We start from the raw sequence: 19,305 nt of genomic DNA on the forward strand, positions 1-19,305 counted from the left end.
CTTTAGTACATATCAAAAACCTCTCTGGGAGGAGTAAAATGGATTAAGGGTGAAAGTAGCCCAGGTAAATAGTAAACCTCCCCACCAAACCCCTTTTATCTGCGACTGATTTTTCAGCCGCTTTTTTTATACCAAAAACAACCGTTCTGCTCTATGAATAATTTTAATATTAACCGCCGGCAGTTTCTTTACGGCGCTACGGCCTCACTCGCCATTTCTTCCTTTGGAGCGAGAGGTATGGATCTGATCAACCCCGCCAAAACCTTACGTGTGGCCCTGATCGGAACAGGGTGGTATGGGAAAAGTGATTTGTTTAGACTCATGCAAGTAGTGCCGGTCGATGTCGTCGCACTTTGTGACGTGGACAAAAACCAGCTCAATCAAGCTGCAAAGCTGGTAACAGAACGTTTGAAATCGGGTAAAACACCGAAACTTTACGGTGATTACAACAAACTGCTTTCAGAAAACGAACTGGATATCGTATTGATCGGTACACCTGATCACTGGCATGCGCTGCAAATGATTGACGCCGTGAAAGCAGGTGCGCATGTGTATGTTCAGAAGCCCATCAGTGTGGATGTAATGGAGGGCGAGGCCATGGTGGCGGCTGCCAGGAAATACAAAAAGGTTGTCCAGGTGGGGACACAACGAAAAAGTACTCCGCACTTGATCGATGCGAAGAAAAACATTGTGGATGCCGGTCTGCTTGGGAAAATTTCGCACGTGGAAATGTGCTGTTATTTTCACATGCGCAACAACGGAAATCCGCCGGTTAAGCCGGTTCCCGATTTCCTGGATTACGAGAGGTGGACAGGGCCAGCACCTTTGAGGCCTTACGACGACATTCCGCACATTCGCTGGTGGCGTACATTTATGGAATACGGAAACGGTATCACCGGGGATATGTGTGTGCACATGTTTGATACCGTACGTTGGATGCTTAAACTTGGCTGGCCTACCAAAATCAGTTCCGCCGGAGGTATTTACGTTCAAAAGGAGGGTAAATCGAATATATCAGATACGCAATCGGCTATTTTTGAATATCCTGAGCTAAACTGTGTGTGGCAGCACCGCACTTGGGGAACGCCCAACAACCCCGATTATCCGTGGTCATTTACGCTTTATGGAGAGAAAGGGACGTTATGGGCCAGCACCATGGCTTATGATTTCATTCCTCAGGGAAAAGGAGAAAAGATCCATAAGGACGTGGTATACGAAAAGGAAAAATATCCGGAAGACCTGAAGGAGGAACGGATTGAATTAAATGCAGCCCCTGCTACACGCCTGCATATGTTGGATTTTCTGAGTGCGATCGACAACAGCAGCCGCCCGGTAGCCGACATTGAGGAAGGGCATATCTCCACAGCAAGCTGTATTCTGGCCAATTTGTCGATGAAAACGGGACGGTCACTTGTTTACGATCCTGTAAAAAAGGAGGTTGTCGGAGACAGGGAAGCCACCGCTTTGCTCGCGCGCGCTTATCGGGCTCCCTATAAACATCCCGACTACCGAAAAATTTAAAACTACCAAATGGTTTAACAGTTGAGAAATGGACGTGATAAAAGATTACGTCCATTTCGTTTTTCAAATTAAAAATGGTGGCTTTATGAATTGTTTAAGTTTCAGGTTTGGAGGCAAAAATCATTTTCTCTACGCTTTTTTGTTGTGGCTTTCCGTTTCCAATTTGTATGGACAAAAGCAAGTTTTTCTCTTCTCGTATTTCGTTGACAATGGCCAGGATGGTCTTCATTTTGCATACAGCAGGGATGGACTGAAATGGGAGGCAATAAGAGAGAAGTCATTTCTTACTCCCACTTTGGGGAAAGACAAGCTTATGCGAGATCCATGTATCATCCAGGGACCCGATGGAACCTTTCACATGGTGTTTACCACCGGCTGGCACGATCAGATTATCGGTTACGCTTCATCAAAGGACCTGATCCACTGGTCGGAACAAAAGGATATACCCGTGATGGAGCATGAACTGACGGCCAAAAATAGCTGGGCACCCGAGGTGTTCTACAATGACCAGCGGAAAAACTTTATTATTTATTGGGCTACGACCATACCCGGCAGGCATAGTGACGTATCGGATTCCGAGAATGAAAAGGGCCTCAACCACAGGATTTATGCAGTAACTACGAAGGACTTTAAGACTTTTACCGAAACGAAAATGTTTTTCAATCCACAATTCAGCGTCATTGATGCGACGATTCTGAAAAAAGATTCCTGGTATTATATGTTTTTGAAAAACGAGAATCCCAAGCCGGCCGAAAAGAATATCCGTGTTACCAAATCAAAGCAGGCAGCAGGACCATATCCAACGGTTGTGTCGGCGCCGATCACAGGTAATTATTGGGCAGAGGGGCCTACGGCCATTACCATTGACGATTACGTATATGTCTACTTTGACAAATATCGTGACCATCAATATGGTGCGGTTCGGTCCAAAGATATGACCAGTTGGGAAGACATTTCTGATAAGATTTCATTTCCGAAAGGCATTCGCCACGGGAGCGTTTTTGAGGTTTCGGAGCAGGTTTTGAAGGGTTTACTTGGTGAGCAATAAACTAAATTATTGAACCCATATACCAACTGTATTTGTTTATTAGTTTAAATGATGTTATCCTCCGAAAATTAAACTATAACTCACGGAGGCTGTCAGATAAATTGTTAAACAAACTATCAAATCAAGATGAAAAACATAGTGAAGTTGAGTAAGGCTGTCGGGACGATGGCGTTGAGTGGGATTTTATTTATGGCCTGCAGCCAGGCGCTTCAGGTCAGTTACGATTACGATTCCTCCGTAAACCTGAAGCAGTTCAAAACTTTTAAGGTGGAAGCAGAGCGGAAAATTGATGAGGATCCGTTGTTGGGAAGTGAGTTGAACAGAAGAAGACTTGGTGACGCGGTGGTGGAAGTGATGCAGGCAAAGGGCTATAAACTGGACGAAAAAAATCCGGAAATCATCGTACGCTTTATGACCGACGTGAAGGAACGCCAACAAGTACGATCCAATAACATGTATTCACCATACATGTGGTGGTACGGAGGCGGAAATAACATCCAGACCTACAACTACCAGGAGAGCCGTTTCATCCTGAATATTTATCAAAACAATCGGGACCGTATGATCTGGCAGGGATGGGCTTCTGGTAAAGTAAAGGCTCCTTCGAAAAGGGACGACCGGGACATGATGGTGAAAAATACGATGACCGATATTCTGCGGACTTTTCCACAGGCAACTCTGGATACCTACAGCAGTAAATAGTTGAAATTGTATGAATTATAAAGGCACTTCTTTCACAGGAGGTGCCTTTTTTAGTCTGGTTGGAATAATAAATTATTGATTTCCTGCGAAATTTTGCTTTTTACCAACGAGTTGCCGAAACAGTTCAAACAAGAACACATTCAACAACAGCATAAGCAGTCCATAGAAAATATCTTCCACAGGAATTGTTACGATTCTTACCCCCACGTTTTCCAGATCATTGTACCAAACCACAGGTTTTTCGGGGCCGGTACCGGTGAGGATGCCGTTTACGATAAAGAAGGGAATCAACAAAAACATGTGAGAATAATAAAACAGACTAAGCCATTTTACTTTACCCCAAAATTGTAAATAGGAGAGAAAAACGGACAGTCCTACGCAGGTGTAAAAGGTATAGAGCCTGTCGTGAAAGATAATGGCCCCTGTTATTGCTAACAGAATAAATGTCATTGAAATCTGCTTTTCGAATCGGACTTTGAAATTTTCCCCCAGAAAAATCCCGAAGCAGAAATATGTAAATACGCAGGCGTAAGGGATGCAGATGAAAAACAGGATTTCCTCGATCGGTAAGTGGAAAAAATACAATCCGCTTACATAGGATGGATTGAATCCCCACACGCCGATTTTGGTAAAATAGCTGTCCCAAATACAAAAAAGAACCGTGGCAATCAAGATAGCTGGCCACACATATGCCCACTGTTTGTATAATAAAATCCTGGGATGAAAAGAAAACAAAAGTGGAATGGAAATAGCCGAGAGATCCACAAGGAGATACAGATAATTCATTTCGATGCGGCGTTTTTTGCTTCCCTGAAATACCTTAACGGAACCCAAAGCATTCCAAAACATTCGCCCTGATGTTTTCCCAGATGCTTATGGTGCATCTTGTGCGCTCTGCGGATTGCTTTAAGATAAATGGAATCCGTATTCCTGAGTACTTTGAAGCGCTGATGAATGAAAATGTCATGAACAATGAAATAGGCAAATCCATAAATCGTGATGCCCAGGCCTATCCAGAATAAGTAATTAAAGCCGGCATTCAGACCCAGCAGCAGGCAAAGAATCCCGGGAATGGCGAAGATGACAAAAAAATAATCGTTCTTCTCAAAAAAATCTCCGTCATCACGCTGGTGATGGTCGTGATGCAGAAACCATAAAAATCCGTGCATTAAATATTTGTGCGCCAGCCATGCGACGCATTCCATGCCAACGAAAGTAACAGCAACAATGATAAGGTTTAGTATCCAGGCACTCATGTCAATTACAATAAAATTTTAGCAGCAACACCCTCGAAGCAGATTTTTAGCCATTCGGTATAGCGATCCGGATTTTCAAGGAGGTCTTTCTGAAGTTCTGATATAGCGATGTATTTATAGTTGCCCACTTCGGTTGTATTGATCACCGGCAGGTCGTCTGACATTCCCCAGAAAACATGGTCCAGTTCGTGTTCTGTAAGGCCGTTGTCCAATTCGGCATTGTAAATAAATGAATAAAGGAAATTCAGCGGCGCTGTAATTCCCATTTCTTCATCCAGCCGGCGCACTGCTGCCTCGGCGGTAGTTTCGCCTGGCAATGGATGGCTGCAGCACGTATTGGACCAAAGCCCTTCCGAGTGGTATTTGCCCAATGCCCGTTGCTGCAGCAACAATTCATGATTAGAATTAAATATAAAAACAGAAAATGCCCGGTGAAGGATGCCTTTCTGGTGTACTTCCAGCTTCTGCATCAGACCAATCTGATCATCCTGCTCATTTACCAACACTACGTGATCATCCATAAATTAAGGGTTTCAATTTTCTGAACCAGCCTTTTGTAAGCCGATTAATGGCTTTTCTATTTTTAACAAAGTTTGATCATAAAAGATCAAACTGATGACGTAACAACGATTGAAACATCAGACCAATTTTATTGTAATCAGGAATTCTGATTCTCGCTGTCATTACTTTTTCAGGCGGGGTCTTTTTTATAATTAAAAAAAGCTTTTTGTAATAAAAATAGGCCAGGTAGACGCCGCGCCTTGCGCCGGTCGGTAATTTTTTGATTCCGATAAGTGCCTGGTCAAAATCTGCCTCTATTTCCTGCTGAATGACCTGTTTGTCCTTATCTGAAAAATGGTCAAAGTTTACACCCGGGAAATAGGTTCTTCCCAGATAGAGATAGTCGGCCTGCAGGTCACGTAGAAAATTTACCTTTTGAAATGCAGCACCCAGTTTCATGGCAAAGGGTTTCAGTTCGTTGTATATGACCTCGTTCCCTTCGGAAAATACCCGCAGGCACATCAGGCCCACAACTTCCGCCGACCCAAGAATATACTGGTTATATGAATCCGGTGTGTGTTCACTCTTCATCAAGTCCATTTCCATGCTCCTTAGAAATGTATCAACCAATTCCCACTCTATTGAATACCGATGAACCACCTCCTGAAAGCTGTTGAGTATGGGATTGATACTAATACGGTCGCGTATTGCTTCTACGGTGTCAATCCGTATTTTATCCATCAAATACTTTTTGTCGTACTCATGAAAGCTGTCAACAATTTCATCCGCTAGTCTCACGAAGCCGTAAATGCCATATATCGGAGCATGGAACTTTTGGTTGAGAAAATGTATACCCAACGAAAACGATGTGCTGTACAGCTTCGTGGTCATTTTACTGCATGATGCCGACAAGTCGTCAAAAAGCACTTTCATAACTTACTTGTTTAGGAATTTGAGAAGTTCGTTTGCTGCTATGCGTCCTGAAATAATGGATGGTGGTACGCCGGGCCCGGGAACAGTAAGTTGTCCGGCGTAGAATAGGTTATCAACCTTTTTACTCTTGAGTTTAGGCTTGAATATGGCTGTTTGCATCAACGTGTTCGCCAGGCCATAGGCGTTGCCTTTGTACGCGTTGTAATCCTGAATGAAATTATTGGTTGCGTAGCTCTTCTTAAATACCACATGGCTCCGTATGTCCTCACCAGCAAATTTTTCCAGGCGGTTCATCAGGAGATCGTAGTATTTCTCTCGAATCAGTTCCGTATCCTCCAGTCCGATGGCAATGGGCATCAGCACAAAAAGATTTTCGGAATCTAGCGGTGCAACCAGCGGGTCCGTTTTTGATGGGCAGCAGACATAAAACAGCGGATGAGTGGGCCATTTTTTGTCTTTGTAAATCTCAACAGCATGCTCCGCAAAATCTTCGTCAAAGAATAGGTTGTGATGACGTAATTTATCTATTTTTTTTCCAACACCCAAATAAAATAGCAGGCAGGACGGAGCAAAGGTTCGGCTTTCCCAGTACGACTTGGGGTAGGACCGGAAATTTTCAGCCAAAAGGTCGTTTTCGATGTGTGCATAATCTGCCGCACCAATGACCGCATCCACTTCCCGGGTACCATCCTTACAATGCACATGGCTGATCGAATGCGATGCCATACTTAAGGCGTCAACAGGTTGTGATGTCTCAAAGGTTACACCGTTGTCTTCTGCAATTTTTCGGAAAGACTGGGCTACCACGCCAAACCCGCCCATGGGGTAAAATGTGCCCTGCTTGAGTCCGGAAAAATTCATCAGACTGTACAGTGCCGGGGTATCTTTAGGCATGGCCCCCAGGAATAACACCGGGAACTCGATGATGGCAAGTAATCGGGGATCTTTGAAAAATTTTCGGACATGCTTGCTGAAAGATGTGAAAACCTGAAGTTTTAAGGCATCCTGCAAGAGTTTGAGGCTGAAAAATTCCGAAATGGAGTGGCCAGGCTTGTAGACCATATCTCCCATTCCTATTCTGTATTTAAATTCTCCCTCAGCAATGAATTTTTTGAGCTTAGCCGCAGCCCCTGCTTCAATGTTTTCGAATAGCACACAGATTTCTTCAAAGTCGGATGGGATATCCATCACTTCCCCCTTTTCGAAAATAACGGCAAAGCCGGGATCCAGCTTTTTTAATTCATAGAAATCGCGGGTTGTATGATCAAATAAATTGTAAAAGCTTTCATACACATCAGGCATCCAGAACCAGCTCGGTCCCATATCAAAAAGAAACCCATCGTGGCTGAAAGTTCTTGCTCTGCCTCCGATATCCTCATTTTTTTCATATACAGTCACATGGCTACCATGCTTTGCAAGAATAGCAGAAGCGGCCATGCCAGCAAAACCGGAGCCTATAACTGCAACCTTAGGAGCCTTGTTCTGTACTTTTTTCATTTGCATTTTTCAGGATTTCATAATGTCTATCAGCCCCTCTACCGTCGTGATCTGATGTATATTTTTTTTACTCAATGCTGCTATCAGCTTCTCATCACCCCCGGAAACGCAGGTCTTCACACTTTCAAACTCAGACAAAAGCTTGTCGACCAGCTCCTCCCATTCCTGATTCAACTGATTCCGGACGAAAAATGTATAGATGTGTGTTGGCCGGCAATTCTGCACGACATTGAATAAATTGCTGTATGGAACACGCGCCCCGAGATAGATTACCTTTTTGCCATGCTGCCTTAAAAGATAATTAGCAAATAGTAAGCCAATCTCGTGGTCTTCCTGTTCGTTCAGAAAAAGGATCCAGGTTTGATCCGGACTTACAGACGGCTGAATCGAATTGATAGCGGAAAAAAGTTTCTGTCGGATCAGATTGGACAGAAAATGCTCCTGCGCCGGAAGCATGGTATCATTGGTCCACATCAATCCGGTTCTGACCAGTAATGGGTAAATGACCTTTATATAGGTGTTTTTCAAGCCCAGTACGCCAATGGCTCCTGAAAAAACTTCATTAAATAGTACTTCATCGTAAGTGGCGATCGCAATCAACGCCTGGTTGACCATGCTTTCAATTTGCGTATCAATCTGGTAGGTTCCGGCAATGATCTTTTCAATTTCATTGGCCATTTCCAGCTTGGATAACTTGCTGATGTGAGAAATCTTCATTCCCCGATCAATAAGCATGCAAACGTTTAAAAGTTTTTTCAGCTGTTCATCATTGTAGTATCGAATGTTGGTATCAGTCCTCTCCGGAGAAAGCAAGGCATAACGTTGTTCCCACATTCTTATCGTATGCGCTTTCTGGCTGCTTAGTCTTTCCAGATCCTTAATGGTATAGGTGGACATTTTGTTTAACTTTTACCAAAAATAGTTAAACAAAATGTAAATTAAAGTATTTCTGCTTAAAAATTTTCTTGGTAAAGTCAACCTATTCTTGTGTATTAGGGTTACAAAACGGGCCAACAAACCTCATCAAATCGAAGAAATCAGACTTCGTAACCGGGTAGGGCCGTGAGGGCCCTGTGGCAGATGGCGACTACCGTGGGTCATTTCGTACTCCATTGGTTGAGCCGTAGTTATTTTTCGAGAAAATAATAGAGCCCGGCAATGTGCAACGCCTGGGCTAAGTCAACCGGGTTTAACAGGACACTAGTTTATCGCTTGCTTAATCGTGCTTTCCAGCATATTGTTGCCGGGAAATTCCTGCGGGATCCACCGATTGACGATTTTCCCCTGCCGGTTCACTACCAGAAACGGATAGCGAATATCGATGGCATATTTGGCTTTGAGCAATTCAATATTTTCTTCGGACGCCCACAGGTGTTTCACTCCCGGCCGGTTGATAGCATATTTTTTCCAGGTACCAAAAGGTATTCCGGAGGCAACAGAAATGTATGCAAATGTTACCCTGTCGCTGTATTTCCCCTCCATTGCTTTCAGGCCTGGCTCGTGCTGGCCTACACTGAAGGCAAACACCATAGCCACAGGCTTACCTGTCAGTTGATCTGTACTTACAGCTGAGCTGTCCTTATCAAGTAACGTAATGTCTGGAAGCGATGCACCCTGTGACAGCGTTTCTTTGGTTGCCAAAAGTTTGGAAATGTATTCCGTGTTTGCAGATTTTGGATAGAGTGACTGGTAATCGCTCAAAAGCGCTTTTGCGGTTTCAATCGTCGGAATGGCCGTTGCGGCGTAGTTGAGCCAATAGGTGAGCAGATATTCTTTTTGCCTGGGGAAATTCTGTAATTTTTCCTTACTAAAAGCATACACATCCTTCAATGCTTCCGGACTGATTTCATACCGATTTTCTTCCTTTACCGGAAATTTGCGCGTGCTTGGTATCAGTGCCCAGTGCCGGAGTTCATCCCGGTACGACTGGCTGAGCAAGGCGTCATCAGACAGGATTTTGAAGTCGGATAGGGTGAAATCTTCAATTTCCCTCCGCTGAGTGGGGTCAAGTTTGGTCGCTCGGTTACGGCGCATCACTTTTTCCTGCAGCATTTGACGGATCAGGGAGGGCTCCGTTGCGGTGGTAGCCACCACATACGCTTCAAATGCGGGGTTGACATTGGTGTTTGTTTTGAAAGAATCAAACCCGGAGATGCGTAATTTTTGCAGACTGTCGCTTTGCTGCAATACGCTTTTGTTATCTATTTGTGAAGGTTTATAACCAAACGCAGGGAGATATTGATACTGATTTTCCAGAAAATATTTTTTCAAAAAATCCTGATAGGCTGCATTTTTTCCTCCAAATATGACTTCACCGTTCCCGGGGAAATTAGCGGTTAGATTATCTCCTGGCTGTATGAAGAGCATCAATGTCTTATTAACTCCGCTGCCCGAATAGCGCAACCGCATCATTTTGGGCTCATGAAGGGTAACCGCAATCTTCTCACTAAGTGTCTCCTTAAAGTTCACAACGGCGAGAGGCTCCATGCTGGTTTCGGCCAGGCCAATGCCCAGGTTGGGGTGATACCGGACATCCTCCAAAACAAGGGTTGCTGTAATGGCGTCATTTTTTGGCGTGGTCAGCGTAACGCTGGTCGGTGTCTGAGCAACTGAAAGCAGGCTAGCGAAAGCGAGTATAATGGTAATGGTCTTTCTCATAATGAACTTTTTGCCGAAATATTTAATCTCAACCAGGTAATGCTAAAACTGTGCCAATATACGAATCGCGCGTCGGCTTATGCAAAATCTGCAATTTGAAGTCCCAGGGCTGATATTATTCTGACAATCTTATCTAAATTAGCTGTTCCATTTTGCTGCAACCCAATGAACCGCGCTTCCCTAGTCCAATTCAATTCGCTTTCATCCAAGTTTGAAGGAGAGCTTTATTACGATGATTCCACGTTACACTCTGCACAAAGGAGTATTTATGCAACAGATGCTTCAGTATATCAGGAAATGCCGCTGGCGGTAGCGTTGCCTAAAAATATTGAGGATATAAGGCGGCTTATCCGGTTTGCTAACGATTTTAAAACTACACTGATTCCTCGCGCCGCAGGGACATCTCTCGCAGGGCAGGTGGTTGGAAATGGGATTGTGGTTGATATTTCGAAACATTTCGGAGGCATTCTCGAGGTCAATGTGCAAGAGAAGTGGGTTCGTGTGCAACCGGGTGTGATCCGCGACGATTTGAATAAACACCTGGCGCAATTTGGACTGTTGTTTGGGCCGGAAACTTCTACGGCCAATCGTGCCATGATCGGCGGTATGATCGGGAACAACTCCTGTGGCCTTCATTCGATTATTTGGGGTAGCACACGTGATCATTTGCTGGAAGTGAAAGCTTTACTTGCAGACGGATCCGAAGCAACGTTTGGCTCGCAGAGTACCGATGCGTATGTACAAAAGGTCAGCAACCGGGACCCGGCAAATAAAAAGGAACAGGCGATCCTGGCTGGCATGTGGGGTATTTTGTCCAATCCTGTGGATCAGGAATTGATCAAAAAGAATTTTGCGAAGCCGACCGTGACCCGAAGAAACTCCGGGTATGCGCTTGATGCGCTAGCCGATAATTTTTCCAAAAATCACATTAACCTCTGTAACCTGATCGCAGGTTCAGAAGGTACCCTGTGTTTTGTAACGGAGGCGAAGATAGCGCTGGTAGATCTTCCTCCGGCATCGGTAGGCGTTGTTTGTGTGCATACCAACTCCCTGGCAGAGGCACTTCATGCCAACCGGGTAGCGATGAAACATTCCCCAAAAGCTTCTGAGCTGGTGGATAAGTACATCATGGATTTTACGAAAAACCATACCGTGTATTCGCAAAACCGGTTCTTTATGGAAGGAGATCCGGCTGCTTTGTTGATGGTAGAATTTTGGGGTAGCTCAGATGAAGATGTTGAAGTACTCGCTGGAGCACTGATTGCCGACTTGCAATCAGAAATGCTCGGGTATGCCTATCCTCTTTTATTTGGTGCTGAGGCCAACAAAGCCTGGGATATCCGGAAGGCCGGCCTAGGTCTCATCAGAAATTTGCCGGGAGATACCCAGCCTGTGAACCTGATTGAAGATTGCGCCGTAGCCGTTGAGGATCTGCCGGATTACATTAATGATTTGCAGCAACTATTGGCTTCACATGGCCTCAATGCATCGTATTATGCGCATGCCGGGGCGGGGGAACTGCACGTGGAACCCATGATCAACCTGAAAACAGCAGACGGTAAAACGAAATTCAGACAAGTACTGGCCGACACGGCCATTTTGGTAAAAAAATACAATGGTGCCCTTTCCGGGGAACATGGAGATGGACGGCTACGTGGCGAGTTCATTCCTTTTATGATGGGAGAGGAGGTTTATGAGCTGTTTCGCCAGGTGAAGCGCATCTGGGATCCCAAGGGAATTTTTAATGCCAACAAGATCGTTGATACGCCGCCGATGAATGAATTTCTGAGGTATGAGCAGGACCAACCTAAGCTGCAGATTTCGACAATTTTCGATTTTTATGCGAGTGAAGGGATGCTTCGGATGGCCGAAAAGTGTAGTGGTTCCGGTGATTGCCGGAAGACTGAGCTTACCGGAGGCACCATGTGCCCTAGTTACATGGCTACCCGAAGTGAGCGGGATACAACCCGCGCCAGAGCGAATATATTGAGAAGATACCTGACTCCTGACTCTGGAGGCTCGGAAGACAGGACTTCCCCCGACATGGTGAAGGAGGTGCTTGATCTCTGCCTATCCTGCAAAGGCTGTAAATCGGAATGTCCTTCAAGTGTTGATGTCGGAAAGATGAAGGCCGAATTTACCCAGCAATACTACCAAAATCATGGAATTCCATTAAGAAGCAGATTGATAGCCAGTTTTTCCAGGCAAATGAAACTGGCATCCATAGCACCCTGGGCATTTAATTCCGTTTTTGGAACACCCGCATTGCGAAAAATTGCCAATAAAACCGTAGGTTTTCATCCGGACCGCACCATGCCGCATTTAGCACCTATCACGCTTTATCAGTGGTACAAAAAAAGGGGCAGTACGACACAAAATCAAAGTCCTGCACGTAGTGGGAAACGAGTCTATCTTTTCTGTGATGAGTTTACCAATTACAATGATGTTGAAATAGGTAAAAAAGCAGTGATGCTTTTAGAAAGATTGGGTTATGAGGTTATTATTCCTGAGCATAAAGAGTCCGGGAGATCTTATTTGTCCAAGGGTTTCGTGAAAGAAGCGCAGCGGCTTGCTGTTGAGAATGTAAGCTTATTAAAGGATATCATTACTAGGGAGTCGCCGCTTATCGGGATTGAACCTTCTGCGATCTTGTCATTTCGGGATGAATATATTGACCTTGTGCCGAACGAATTACAAGAATCGGCAAAGGCAATTAGTGCGCATGCACTCCTGTTTGAGGAATTCATGGCAAGAGAAATAGAGGAAAAGAGAATTGACAAACAGGCTTTTACAAAAGAGAAGCGCCTGATTAAACTTCATGGACATTGCCATCAGAAGGCGCTATCCTCCATGGTGGCACCCAAAAGAATGTTATCCCTGCCGGAAAATTACGCTGTTCAACTTATCCCATCAGGATGCTGCGGTATGGCGGGCTCATTTGGCTATGAATCAGAACACTATGAGGTGTCTATGCAAATAGGGGAGCTCGTGCTTTTCCCTACCGTGCGGCAGCAGCCGGATGAGGTCATCATAGCCGCAGCCGGTACCAGCTGTCGTCATCAGATTAAGGATGGCACTGGAAGAAAAGCACAACACCCAATTGAAATATTATGGGAGGCGTTGTCGGAATAATCTTTTGATTATTCAGTTCCCCGTACGCTTTTGTTAATGGTGTCGGAATGGAGCTCCTGTGTAGTATCGGAGGCAGTCGTAGAGGCCGTGTCTGCAACACTGGCGGAGGGAGTTCCAGCTTCGCTGAAGTTTTCCTCGTGATTGAAAAATCCTCCCCAGAATGCTATAAGCATCAGAACGATGCCCACACCCAGAATCCATTTCCAAACGTGCTTGGTGTTTTTGGTAGCTTTAGTTTCGTCTTCAGTTTCTTTACGGTCCATGGTAATGATAGGTTGTTGTAGTATTTACCTTACCATTTTTATGCCAGCAGGGGTGTCAACCGTTTGGCATGGTTTTAGGCAGAATTGTGTTGAGAATTTTTCCCCAAAACCAGCCGTTTAATAGTTTAATTATAATAAATGCGATGTGTTTGCTGTTAAACTTGGTAAATTCACTCCCAAATATTTGCATATGTATTTTTGCATTAATTCAAGTTTGTCCGATATGAGATCTCTTGTGTTTAAAGTGGCTGTCCCCTTTATTTTTCTGTTAGGCTGTGCCCAAAGCTCCTTTGCACAACTCGATACGCGAAGTTTCTTTTCCGTAACAGGGGGATACAGTTTACCGGTGGGGGAGATGGCCAGAGAGAAATTAAATGACCCTTTGGCCGGATTGGCCGGTTCGGGTTACTTTGGGCAGGCCAATTACGACTTCCGTATTTTCAGATGGGCCGGTATTCGCCTCACCGGTAGTTTGAACGTAAATACCACCAACTCGGATCCTATCGTGGAGAAAGCCAACACGTACGTTCAGGCATTGAACAGAAGTTACACCTGGCAAAGCGATGTTTCGCAATGGAAACTTGCCGCCGCGCTGATTGGTCCTGCAATTTATCTGAACATGAACAGGGTTCAGATTGAGGCACATCTTCAGGGAGGTATGATTCAGGCTAGTACCCCTTCCGTGCTGTTGAATGGGCAGGAGATTAACTCTGAAGGCGTTATTGTGGAAGGCGGCCAGCCCGTTACCGTGAGCCTGAATCACGCTACGGTAAAACCTTACGCTTTTGGTGCAGGAGTAAGCCTGCGATTCCCTTTGGTACGGGCTCTTTACTTTCAACTAAGCGGTGACGTCATAGGTGCCAAGGCCGAAGTGAAGGATCTGGCTATCAAGGCCAAATCAGGATCTTATGAGTTTTCAGACCAAATTAATGAAAAACGATTCATAGGCGTCGTAAACATTGGCGCGGGGCTTGGTATTGCTTTTTGATTTATACCTGAAATATGTCATCCGCAGAAGCAATGCAGGAATCCGGGACGCTTTTAATCGGTCGAATGAAATATGCGGTGCGCTAATCACTATATTTGCACCTTCAAATCAGAGCGGTTGGTTCTGTGAGGGTTAAGTATTAGTTAATTTCGTATCATTTTCGTTAATGAAGGTTCTCAAATTTGGCGGCACATCCGTTGGTACCGTTGACAGTATCAAACAGGTAATCGGTATCATTGAAAGTAATCTGGCCAATGGCGAGCGTATTGCGGTTGTTTTTTCAGCTATGGGTGGCGTCACAAACAGGCTCATTGAAATCGGGAAAATGGCTGCCTCTGGAAATAACGATTACATTGAGTTTTTGAAAGTGGTTGAGGAGAGGCATTTCGCGGTTGTCCGTGGAATGATCCATGTCAAAAACCAAAGCAGCACTTTTGCAGCAGTCAGGGGGCTTTTTAATGAATTGAGCGATATTCTCAGGGGGGTTTCCTGGATCAGGGAGTTGTCTGAGCGCACCCTCGATCTGATTATGTCTTTTGGTGAAAGGTTATCGACCCTGGTCATTGCGGAGATTCTCAAAAGCAAAGGCATTTTGGCGGAATTTTGTGATGCCCGCCAGATCATCCACACCAACGCAACCTACGGAATGGGTGATGTTGACTTTGATATTACCAATCAGCAGATCCTTGAGTATTTTGCAAAAACTTCATCTCTTCAATGTGTAACGGGTTTTATAGCTTCCACGAAGGAAGGAATAACGACAACGCTTGGAAGAGGGGGCTCTGACTATACTGCTTCTATCATCGGAGCCGCTCTGGATGCAGAGGTCATAGAGATATGGACCGATGTTGACGGTATGATGACCGCCGACCCCCGCAAAGTGACCAACGCCTTTACAATTCCGTCTATTTCTTATGCGGAGGCAATGGAGCTGTCGCATTTTGGAGCCAAGGTGATCTATCCCCCGAGCCTTCAGCCTGCATTTGCAAAAAATATCACTTTAAAGGTGCTTAATACCTTTAATACTGATTTTGAAGGTACATACGTTCAGAAAGCGGCCGATAAAAAGGACTACGCAATTACCGGAATCTCGTCCATTGATGAGATTGCGCTGGTGAATATTCAGGGAAGTGGCATGATAGGGGTTGCAGGAATCTCCGGCCGGCTTTTTACCGCTCTATCCAACAATGACATCAGTGTTATTCTCATATCTCAGGCTTCTTCCGAACACTCCATCTGCTTCTCCATTGATCCCAAAAATGCGATTAAAGCGAGCACCGTACTGGAAAAGGAATTTTCGCAGGAAATTGCCCTGGGACATATTGATGGTATATCCATTGAAAAGAATCTCTCCATCATCGCCATAGTAGGGGAGGGTATGAAAAAGAGCACCGGGGTTTCCGGTAAACTGTTTTCGGTTCTGGGAAAAAATGGTATCAACATTGTTGCTACGGCGCAGGGCTCTTCTGAGCTTAATATTTCTGTGGTTATTTCCAAAAGTGACCTTTCCAAAGCACTGAACTCCATTCATGGGGTGTTTTTCCAATCGGAAACCCGTTCGCTGAATTTGTTTATAGTGGGTGTTGGTCTCATTGGCGGCACACTTTTGGAGCAGATTAAAAATCAAACAGCCTATCTGAGAGAGGAAAAGCTGTTAAATCTGAACATTGCCGGACTTTCGAATACCAAAAAAATGCTTCTTGACGCTGATGGCATTAGTTCTGAATCATGGAAGGAAAGAGTGAATGACGAAGGCGTGAAAACCAGTCTGCCTGCCTTTGTACAGCGCATGATAGAGCTCAATCTTCCGAACAGCGTTTTTGTGGATTGTACTTCGGATAAAGATATTGTTCAGTATTATAACATGCTTCTGGACGCAAGTATTTCGGTGGTTACGCCCAATAAGGTCGCCAACTCAGGCTCTTATGCTGAATATATTGCGTTGCAAAGAACTGCTTTAAAGCGCGGCGTGAAATTTCTTTACGAAACCAATGTGGGTGCTGGCTTGCCGATCATCAACACCATCCAGGGATTAATGTCCAGTGGTGATAAGTTTCTCAAAATAGAAGCCATACTTTCGGGTACTCTGTCTTATATTTTTAACTCCTTCGGTCCCGGAATCCGTTTTGTTGATGTGGTAAAAGAGGCGAAAGCAAAAGGTTTTACCGAACCAGATCCCAGGGATGATCTGAGCGGAGCCGATGTAGCGCGTAAAATACTGATCCTTGCACGTGAAGTGGGTGTTCCTCTTGAAGCATCTGAAGTGAAAATTACACCGCTTTTGCCTGATAATTGTCAGTCAGCACCCACGGTGGATGCATTTTTTAATGAGCTGATCATCTCTGATGATTATTTTGCCAGGATGCAGCAGGATGCGGAAGCGAAAGGAGAAAAGTTACGATACATTGCCACGTTGGAAAACGGAAAGGCCGTAGTGGAGTTGCGGACAGTGAATGCCCTGCACCCTTTTTATACCTTGTCGGGCAGTGATAATATCGTGTCATTTACCACGGAACGCTATAAGGACCGTCCATTGGTTATAAAAGGGCCGGGAGCCGGTGCAGAGGTTACCGCATCGGGTGTATTTGCCGATATCATGAGCATCAGTAGCTATTTAGGTTGATTTGTTGGTAAATTTGCCTTAAAAATCAGCCAAAATCATGAGTAACAGGCAAGTGCCGGATTCGGTTGCAGCACTGACCGAAGAATTTGTAAGTCAGATTACAGATCTGTACAAAGACAGATTGTACAAAGTGATATTATTCGGCTCCTACGCACGAGGTGACCAAAGAGAGGATTCGGATATTGACTATCTGGTTGTGTTGAACGATGATGAAATCAGGACATATCAGGAAATTAGTTTTTTATCAAATGTCACTTTTGAACTTACACTGAAATATGATATATCCGTATCGGCAATTCCAGTTTCTAAATTGAAATTTGATCGAAATGGATCTTCGCTTGTTATTAATGCTCAAGAAGAGGGCATACTGTTATGAAGGTCTTTTCGTCAAGCGAGATTGTAGCTAAGGCATCAGATTGTCTGGAAGACTCTACTGAGCTATTTTCGGACGAAAGATATGATGGATCTTTCAATCATTCATATTATTGTATGTTTCACTGCATAACTGGCTTCAAAAGTATTGTTGTTAAGTCTCACAAAGGAGCACATAATACGTTCACAGGGAGTTTGTTTTTATTGAACTATTTAGAAAGGAGTTTGGAGTGATGCTTAAAAGTACTTTTGAGAAACGCCAATTTAGCGACTATGATTACGATGAGGTTTTTAGAGAAGATGCCAAAGAGTCTCTCGAACATGCCAGTCGATTTTTTGAAGAAACCGTTCTCTATTTGAAGAATAACAATTTGTTACAGTGAATTATATAAAAGCTTTTGCCCCGGCTACAGTAGCCAACGTGGCCTGCGGATTTGATATTTTCGGTTTTGCTATTGAGGAGCCTGGTGATGTAGTAGAGGTTCGGCGCAGGGATGAACCAGGCATTATCATAACGGATATTACCGGAGATGAGGGCAGGCTACCCCGGGCTGCGGAAAAGAACGCGGTCACTGTCGTGATGCTGCATTTACTTAAGCACCTCGGACTTTCTGATTTTGGATGTGAGGTGGTGCTGCATAAAAACATGCCGCTCGGCAGTGGAATGGGTTCCAGTGCAGCCAGTGCTGTGGCAGGTGTTGTGGCCATGAACGAATTGCTGGATTGCCCCTTATCCCGTCAGGAGCTCCTGCGTTTTGCCATGGAAGGCGAACGTATTGCATCCGGTTCTGCACATGCCGATAATGTGGGGCCGTCTTTGTTGGGTGGTTTCGTGGTGATACGCAGTTATAATCCTTTGGATATTTTTTCCATTCCCGTCCCTGCGGATCTGTTTTGTACACTTGTTCATCCTGATATTGAGATCAATACCAAGGACGCCCGGTATATTCTCAGAAATGAAGTTTCTCTGAAGAATACCATAGCCCAGATGGGGAATGTAGCAGGACTGGTTGCCGGTTTGATGAAATCCGATTATGATCTGATCAGCCGTTCGATGGTGGATGTGATTATTGAACCGGTGAGGTCTATCCTTATTCCTGAATTTAATGTAGTGAAACAGGCAGCTATTGAAAATGGGGCCTTGGGATGTAGCATTTCAGGGTCCGGGCCATCCATGTTTGCCTTGAGCCGTGGTGAGGAAACGGCCCGGCGCGTAGGTGAAGTGATGCAGAGAACTTTCAGGGATGCGGGTATTGAAGCCAGCAAACATATTTCAGGCATCAATCAAGGCGGTCCGGTTATTTTGGAAAGGTCTTAGAAAGAAATTTGAAAGTGATACGGTAAGCTGAGTTGTAAGTTTCCTGAACTTTCCTGTTTGTTAAAAATGTTATAAAAGTCGAAGCATAAAATATATAAAGTTATGGTTACTGTAAGCGATACGGCTAAAAATAAAATCATAGAGTTACGCAAGGCTGATGGCCATGAAGAAGATTATCAGATTCGCGTGGGCGTGCTGGGTGGAGGTTGTTCTGGATTGACATATAATCTCGAGTTCAACTCAGAGACGGGTCCAAGTGATATGGTTTTTGAAGATAAAGGCGTGAAGATCATTGTTGACAAAAAGAGTATACTTTATTTGGCAGGCACTGTTCTAGAATTTTCTGATGGCCTTAACGGGAAGGGTTTTCAGTTTGTCAATCCAAATGCCACCCGTACCTGTGGCTGCGGTGAGAGCTTTGCTGTATAGGTCTGTTAAATTATTATAATTGAGGAAACGTGACGTGAATTCCACGCCACGTTTTTTTTTAGGT

18 protein-coding genes are annotated in these 19,305 nt (G+C 44.6%); 10 read left to right on the forward strand and 8 right to left on the reverse strand.

Annotated elements, in window-relative coordinates; all coding sequences use genetic code 11:
• Positions 1–153: 153 nt before the first annotated feature.
• The 3 genes from DYADSP32_RS23630 to DYADSP32_RS23640 all read left to right on the forward strand — a co-directional run bounded on the left by DYADSP32_RS23630 (position 154) and on the right by DYADSP32_RS23640 (position 3,271).
• Positions 154–1,521 (forward strand): Gfo/Idh/MocA family protein, encoded by a 1,368-nt coding sequence (locus DYADSP32_RS23630; RefSeq protein ID WP_149240456.1) that lies wholly within the window; start codon positions 154–156, stop codon positions 1,519–1,521.
• A gap of 85 nt (positions 1,522–1,606) precedes the next feature.
• On the forward strand, positions 1,607–2,569 hold the full coding sequence (locus tag DYADSP32_RS23635) for a glycoside hydrolase family 43 protein (protein ID WP_149240455.1): 963 nt from the start codon (positions 1,607–1,609) through the stop codon (positions 2,567–2,569).
• 126 nt (positions 2,570–2,695) lie between these two features.
• Complete coding sequence (locus DYADSP32_RS23640; protein WP_149240454.1) at positions 2,696–3,271, forward strand: DUF4136 domain-containing protein; 576 nt, start codon at positions 2,696–2,698, stop codon at positions 3,269–3,271.
• Between the two features lie 72 nt (positions 3,272–3,343).
• Here the strand turns inward: DYADSP32_RS23640 and DYADSP32_RS23645 are convergent, their stop codons facing one another.
• The 7 genes from DYADSP32_RS23645 to DYADSP32_RS23675 all read right to left on the reverse strand — a co-directional run bounded on the left by DYADSP32_RS23645 (position 3,344) and on the right by DYADSP32_RS23675 (position 10,116).
• A complete protein-coding gene (locus DYADSP32_RS23645) occupies positions 3,344–4,057 on the reverse strand; it encodes a lycopene cyclase domain-containing protein (RefSeq protein WP_149240453.1) in 714 nt (237 codons plus the stop codon).
• Complete coding sequence (locus DYADSP32_RS23650; RefSeq protein WP_149240452.1) at positions 4,054–4,527, reverse strand: sterol desaturase family protein; 474 nt, start codon at positions 4,525–4,527, stop codon at positions 4,054–4,056. Before DYADSP32_RS23650 ends, DYADSP32_RS23645 begins: the two co-directional genes overlap by 4 nt.
• Before the next feature lie 5 nt (positions 4,528–4,532).
• Positions 4,533–5,048 (reverse strand): isopentenyl-diphosphate Delta-isomerase, encoded by a 516-nt coding sequence (gene idi, locus DYADSP32_RS23655; protein ID WP_149240451.1) that lies wholly within the window; start codon positions 5,046–5,048, stop codon positions 4,533–4,535.
• Between the two features lie 76 nt (positions 5,049–5,124).
• Positions 5,125–5,961, reverse strand: coding sequence for a phytoene/squalene synthase family protein (locus DYADSP32_RS23660; protein ID WP_149240450.1), 837 nt, complete (start codon positions 5,959–5,961; stop codon positions 5,125–5,127).
• A gap of 3 nt (positions 5,962–5,964) precedes the next feature.
• Positions 5,965–7,458 (reverse strand): phytoene desaturase family protein, encoded by a 1,494-nt coding sequence (locus tag DYADSP32_RS23665; RefSeq protein ID WP_414618004.1) that lies wholly within the window; start codon positions 7,456–7,458, stop codon positions 5,965–5,967.
• A gap of 9 nt (positions 7,459–7,467) precedes the next feature.
• Positions 7,468–8,355 (reverse strand): MerR family transcriptional regulator, encoded by an 888-nt coding sequence (locus DYADSP32_RS23670; RefSeq protein ID WP_149240448.1) that lies wholly within the window; start codon positions 8,353–8,355, stop codon positions 7,468–7,470.
• Between the two features lie 303 nt (positions 8,356–8,658).
• Positions 8,659–10,116 carry a hypothetical protein gene (locus DYADSP32_RS23675; protein ID WP_149240447.1) on the reverse strand — a complete coding sequence of 486 codons (1,458 nt, stop codon included), beginning with the start codon at positions 10,114–10,116 and terminating at the stop codon, positions 8,659–8,661.
• A gap of 165 nt (positions 10,117–10,281) precedes the next feature.
• Between DYADSP32_RS23675 and DYADSP32_RS23680 the strand changes: the two genes are divergently transcribed.
• Entirely contained in the window at positions 10,282–13,248 is a 2,967-nt protein-coding gene (locus DYADSP32_RS23680; protein ID WP_149240446.1) for an FAD-binding and (Fe-S)-binding domain-containing protein, read from the forward strand.
• A gap of 8 nt (positions 13,249–13,256) precedes the next feature.
• On the opposite strand, the gene DYADSP32_RS23685 is transcribed toward DYADSP32_RS23680, so the two are convergent.
• Positions 13,257–13,511 carry a hypothetical protein gene (locus tag DYADSP32_RS23685; RefSeq protein WP_149240445.1) on the reverse strand — a complete coding sequence of 85 codons (255 nt, stop codon included), beginning with the start codon at positions 13,509–13,511 and terminating at the stop codon, positions 13,257–13,259.
• Between the two features lie 223 nt (positions 13,512–13,734).
• Here DYADSP32_RS23685 and DYADSP32_RS23690 point away from each other — a divergent pair, with 223 nt between their 5' ends.
• From DYADSP32_RS23690 to DYADSP32_RS23715, 6 genes are all read left to right on the forward strand, one after another.
• Positions 13,735–14,499: a hypothetical protein gene (locus DYADSP32_RS23690; protein ID WP_149240444.1), complete on the forward strand. Its 765-nt coding sequence runs from the start codon at positions 13,735–13,737 to the stop codon at positions 14,497–14,499.
• Positions 14,500–14,665: 166 nt separating this feature from the next.
• Entirely contained in the window at positions 14,666–17,122 is a 2,457-nt protein-coding gene (gene thrA, locus DYADSP32_RS23695; RefSeq protein WP_149240443.1) for a bifunctional aspartate kinase/homoserine dehydrogenase I, read from the forward strand.
• A 37-nt stretch (positions 17,123–17,159) separates the two neighbouring features.
• Complete coding sequence (locus DYADSP32_RS23700; protein WP_149240442.1) at positions 17,160–17,498, forward strand: nucleotidyltransferase domain-containing protein; 339 nt, start codon at positions 17,160–17,162, stop codon at positions 17,496–17,498.
• On the forward strand, positions 17,495–17,728 hold the full coding sequence (locus DYADSP32_RS23705; RefSeq protein WP_149240441.1) for a HEPN domain-containing protein: 234 nt from the start codon (positions 17,495–17,497) through the stop codon (positions 17,726–17,728). Before DYADSP32_RS23700 ends, DYADSP32_RS23705 begins: the two co-directional genes overlap by 4 nt.
• A gap of 145 nt (positions 17,729–17,873) precedes the next feature.
• Complete coding sequence (locus tag DYADSP32_RS23710; protein WP_149240440.1) at positions 17,874–18,812, forward strand: homoserine kinase; 939 nt, start codon at positions 17,874–17,876, stop codon at positions 18,810–18,812.
• A 102-nt stretch (positions 18,813–18,914) separates the two neighbouring features.
• Entirely contained in the window at positions 18,915–19,241 is a 327-nt protein-coding gene (locus DYADSP32_RS23715; protein ID WP_149240439.1) for a HesB/IscA family protein, read from the forward strand.
• Positions 19,242–19,305: the final 64 nt, after the last annotated feature.

The organism is Dyadobacter sp. 32 (assembly GCF_902506755.1).
GTDB lineage: Bacteria > Bacteroidota > Bacteroidia > Cytophagales > Spirosomataceae > Dyadobacter.

Excerpts from the sequence above, each read along its gene's own strand:
- DYADSP32_RS23660 (WP_149240450.1), bottom strand. The coding sequence starts at position 5,961 with ATGAAAGTGCTTTTTGACGACTTGTCGGCATCATGCAGTAAAATGACC.
- DYADSP32_RS23640 (WP_149240454.1), top strand. The coding sequence starts at position 2,696 with ATGAAAAACATAGTGAAGTTGAGTAAGGCTGTCGGGACGATGGCGTTG.
- DYADSP32_RS23630 (WP_149240456.1), top strand. The coding sequence starts at position 154 with ATGAATAATTTTAATATTAACCGCCGGCAGTTTCTTTACGGCGCTACG.
- DYADSP32_RS23635 (WP_149240455.1), top strand. The coding sequence starts at position 1,607 with ATGAATTGTTTAAGTTTCAGGTTTGGAGGCAAAAATCATTTTCTCTAC.
- DYADSP32_RS23715 (WP_149240439.1), top strand. The coding sequence starts at position 18,915 with ATGGTTACTGTAAGCGATACGGCTAAAAATAAAATCATAGAGTTACGC.
- DYADSP32_RS23675 (WP_149240447.1), bottom strand. The coding sequence starts at position 10,116 with ATGAGAAAGACCATTACCATTATACTCGCTTTCGCTAGCCTGCTTTCA.
- DYADSP32_RS23680 (WP_149240446.1), top strand. The coding sequence starts at position 10,282 with ATGAACCGCGCTTCCCTAGTCCAATTCAATTCGCTTTCATCCAAGTTT.
- idi (WP_149240451.1), bottom strand. The coding sequence starts at position 5,048 with ATGGATGATCACGTAGTGTTGGTAAATGAGCAGGATGATCAGATTGGT.
- DYADSP32_RS23645 (WP_149240453.1), bottom strand. The coding sequence starts at position 4,057 with ATGAATTATCTGTATCTCCTTGTGGATCTCTCGGCTATTTCCATTCCA.
- DYADSP32_RS23685 (WP_149240445.1), bottom strand. The coding sequence starts at position 13,511 with ATGGACCGTAAAGAAACTGAAGACGAAACTAAAGCTACCAAAAACACC.
- DYADSP32_RS23665 (WP_414618004.1), bottom strand. The coding sequence starts at position 7,458 with ATGAAAAAAGTACAGAACAAGGCTCCTAAGGTTGCAGTTATAGGCTCC.
- DYADSP32_RS23650 (WP_149240452.1), bottom strand. The coding sequence starts at position 4,527 with ATGAGTGCCTGGATACTAAACCTTATCATTGTTGCTGTTACTTTCGTT.
- DYADSP32_RS23705 (WP_149240441.1), top strand. The coding sequence starts at position 17,495 with ATGAAGGTCTTTTCGTCAAGCGAGATTGTAGCTAAGGCATCAGATTGT.
- DYADSP32_RS23700 (WP_149240442.1), top strand. The coding sequence starts at position 17,160 with ATGAGTAACAGGCAAGTGCCGGATTCGGTTGCAGCACTGACCGAAGAA.
- thrA (WP_149240443.1), top strand. The coding sequence starts at position 14,666 with ATGAAGGTTCTCAAATTTGGCGGCACATCCGTTGGTACCGTTGACAGT.
- DYADSP32_RS23670 (WP_149240448.1), bottom strand. The coding sequence starts at position 8,355 with ATGTCCACCTATACCATTAAGGATCTGGAAAGACTAAGCAGCCAGAAA.
- DYADSP32_RS23690 (WP_149240444.1), top strand. The coding sequence starts at position 13,735 with ATGAGATCTCTTGTGTTTAAAGTGGCTGTCCCCTTTATTTTTCTGTTA.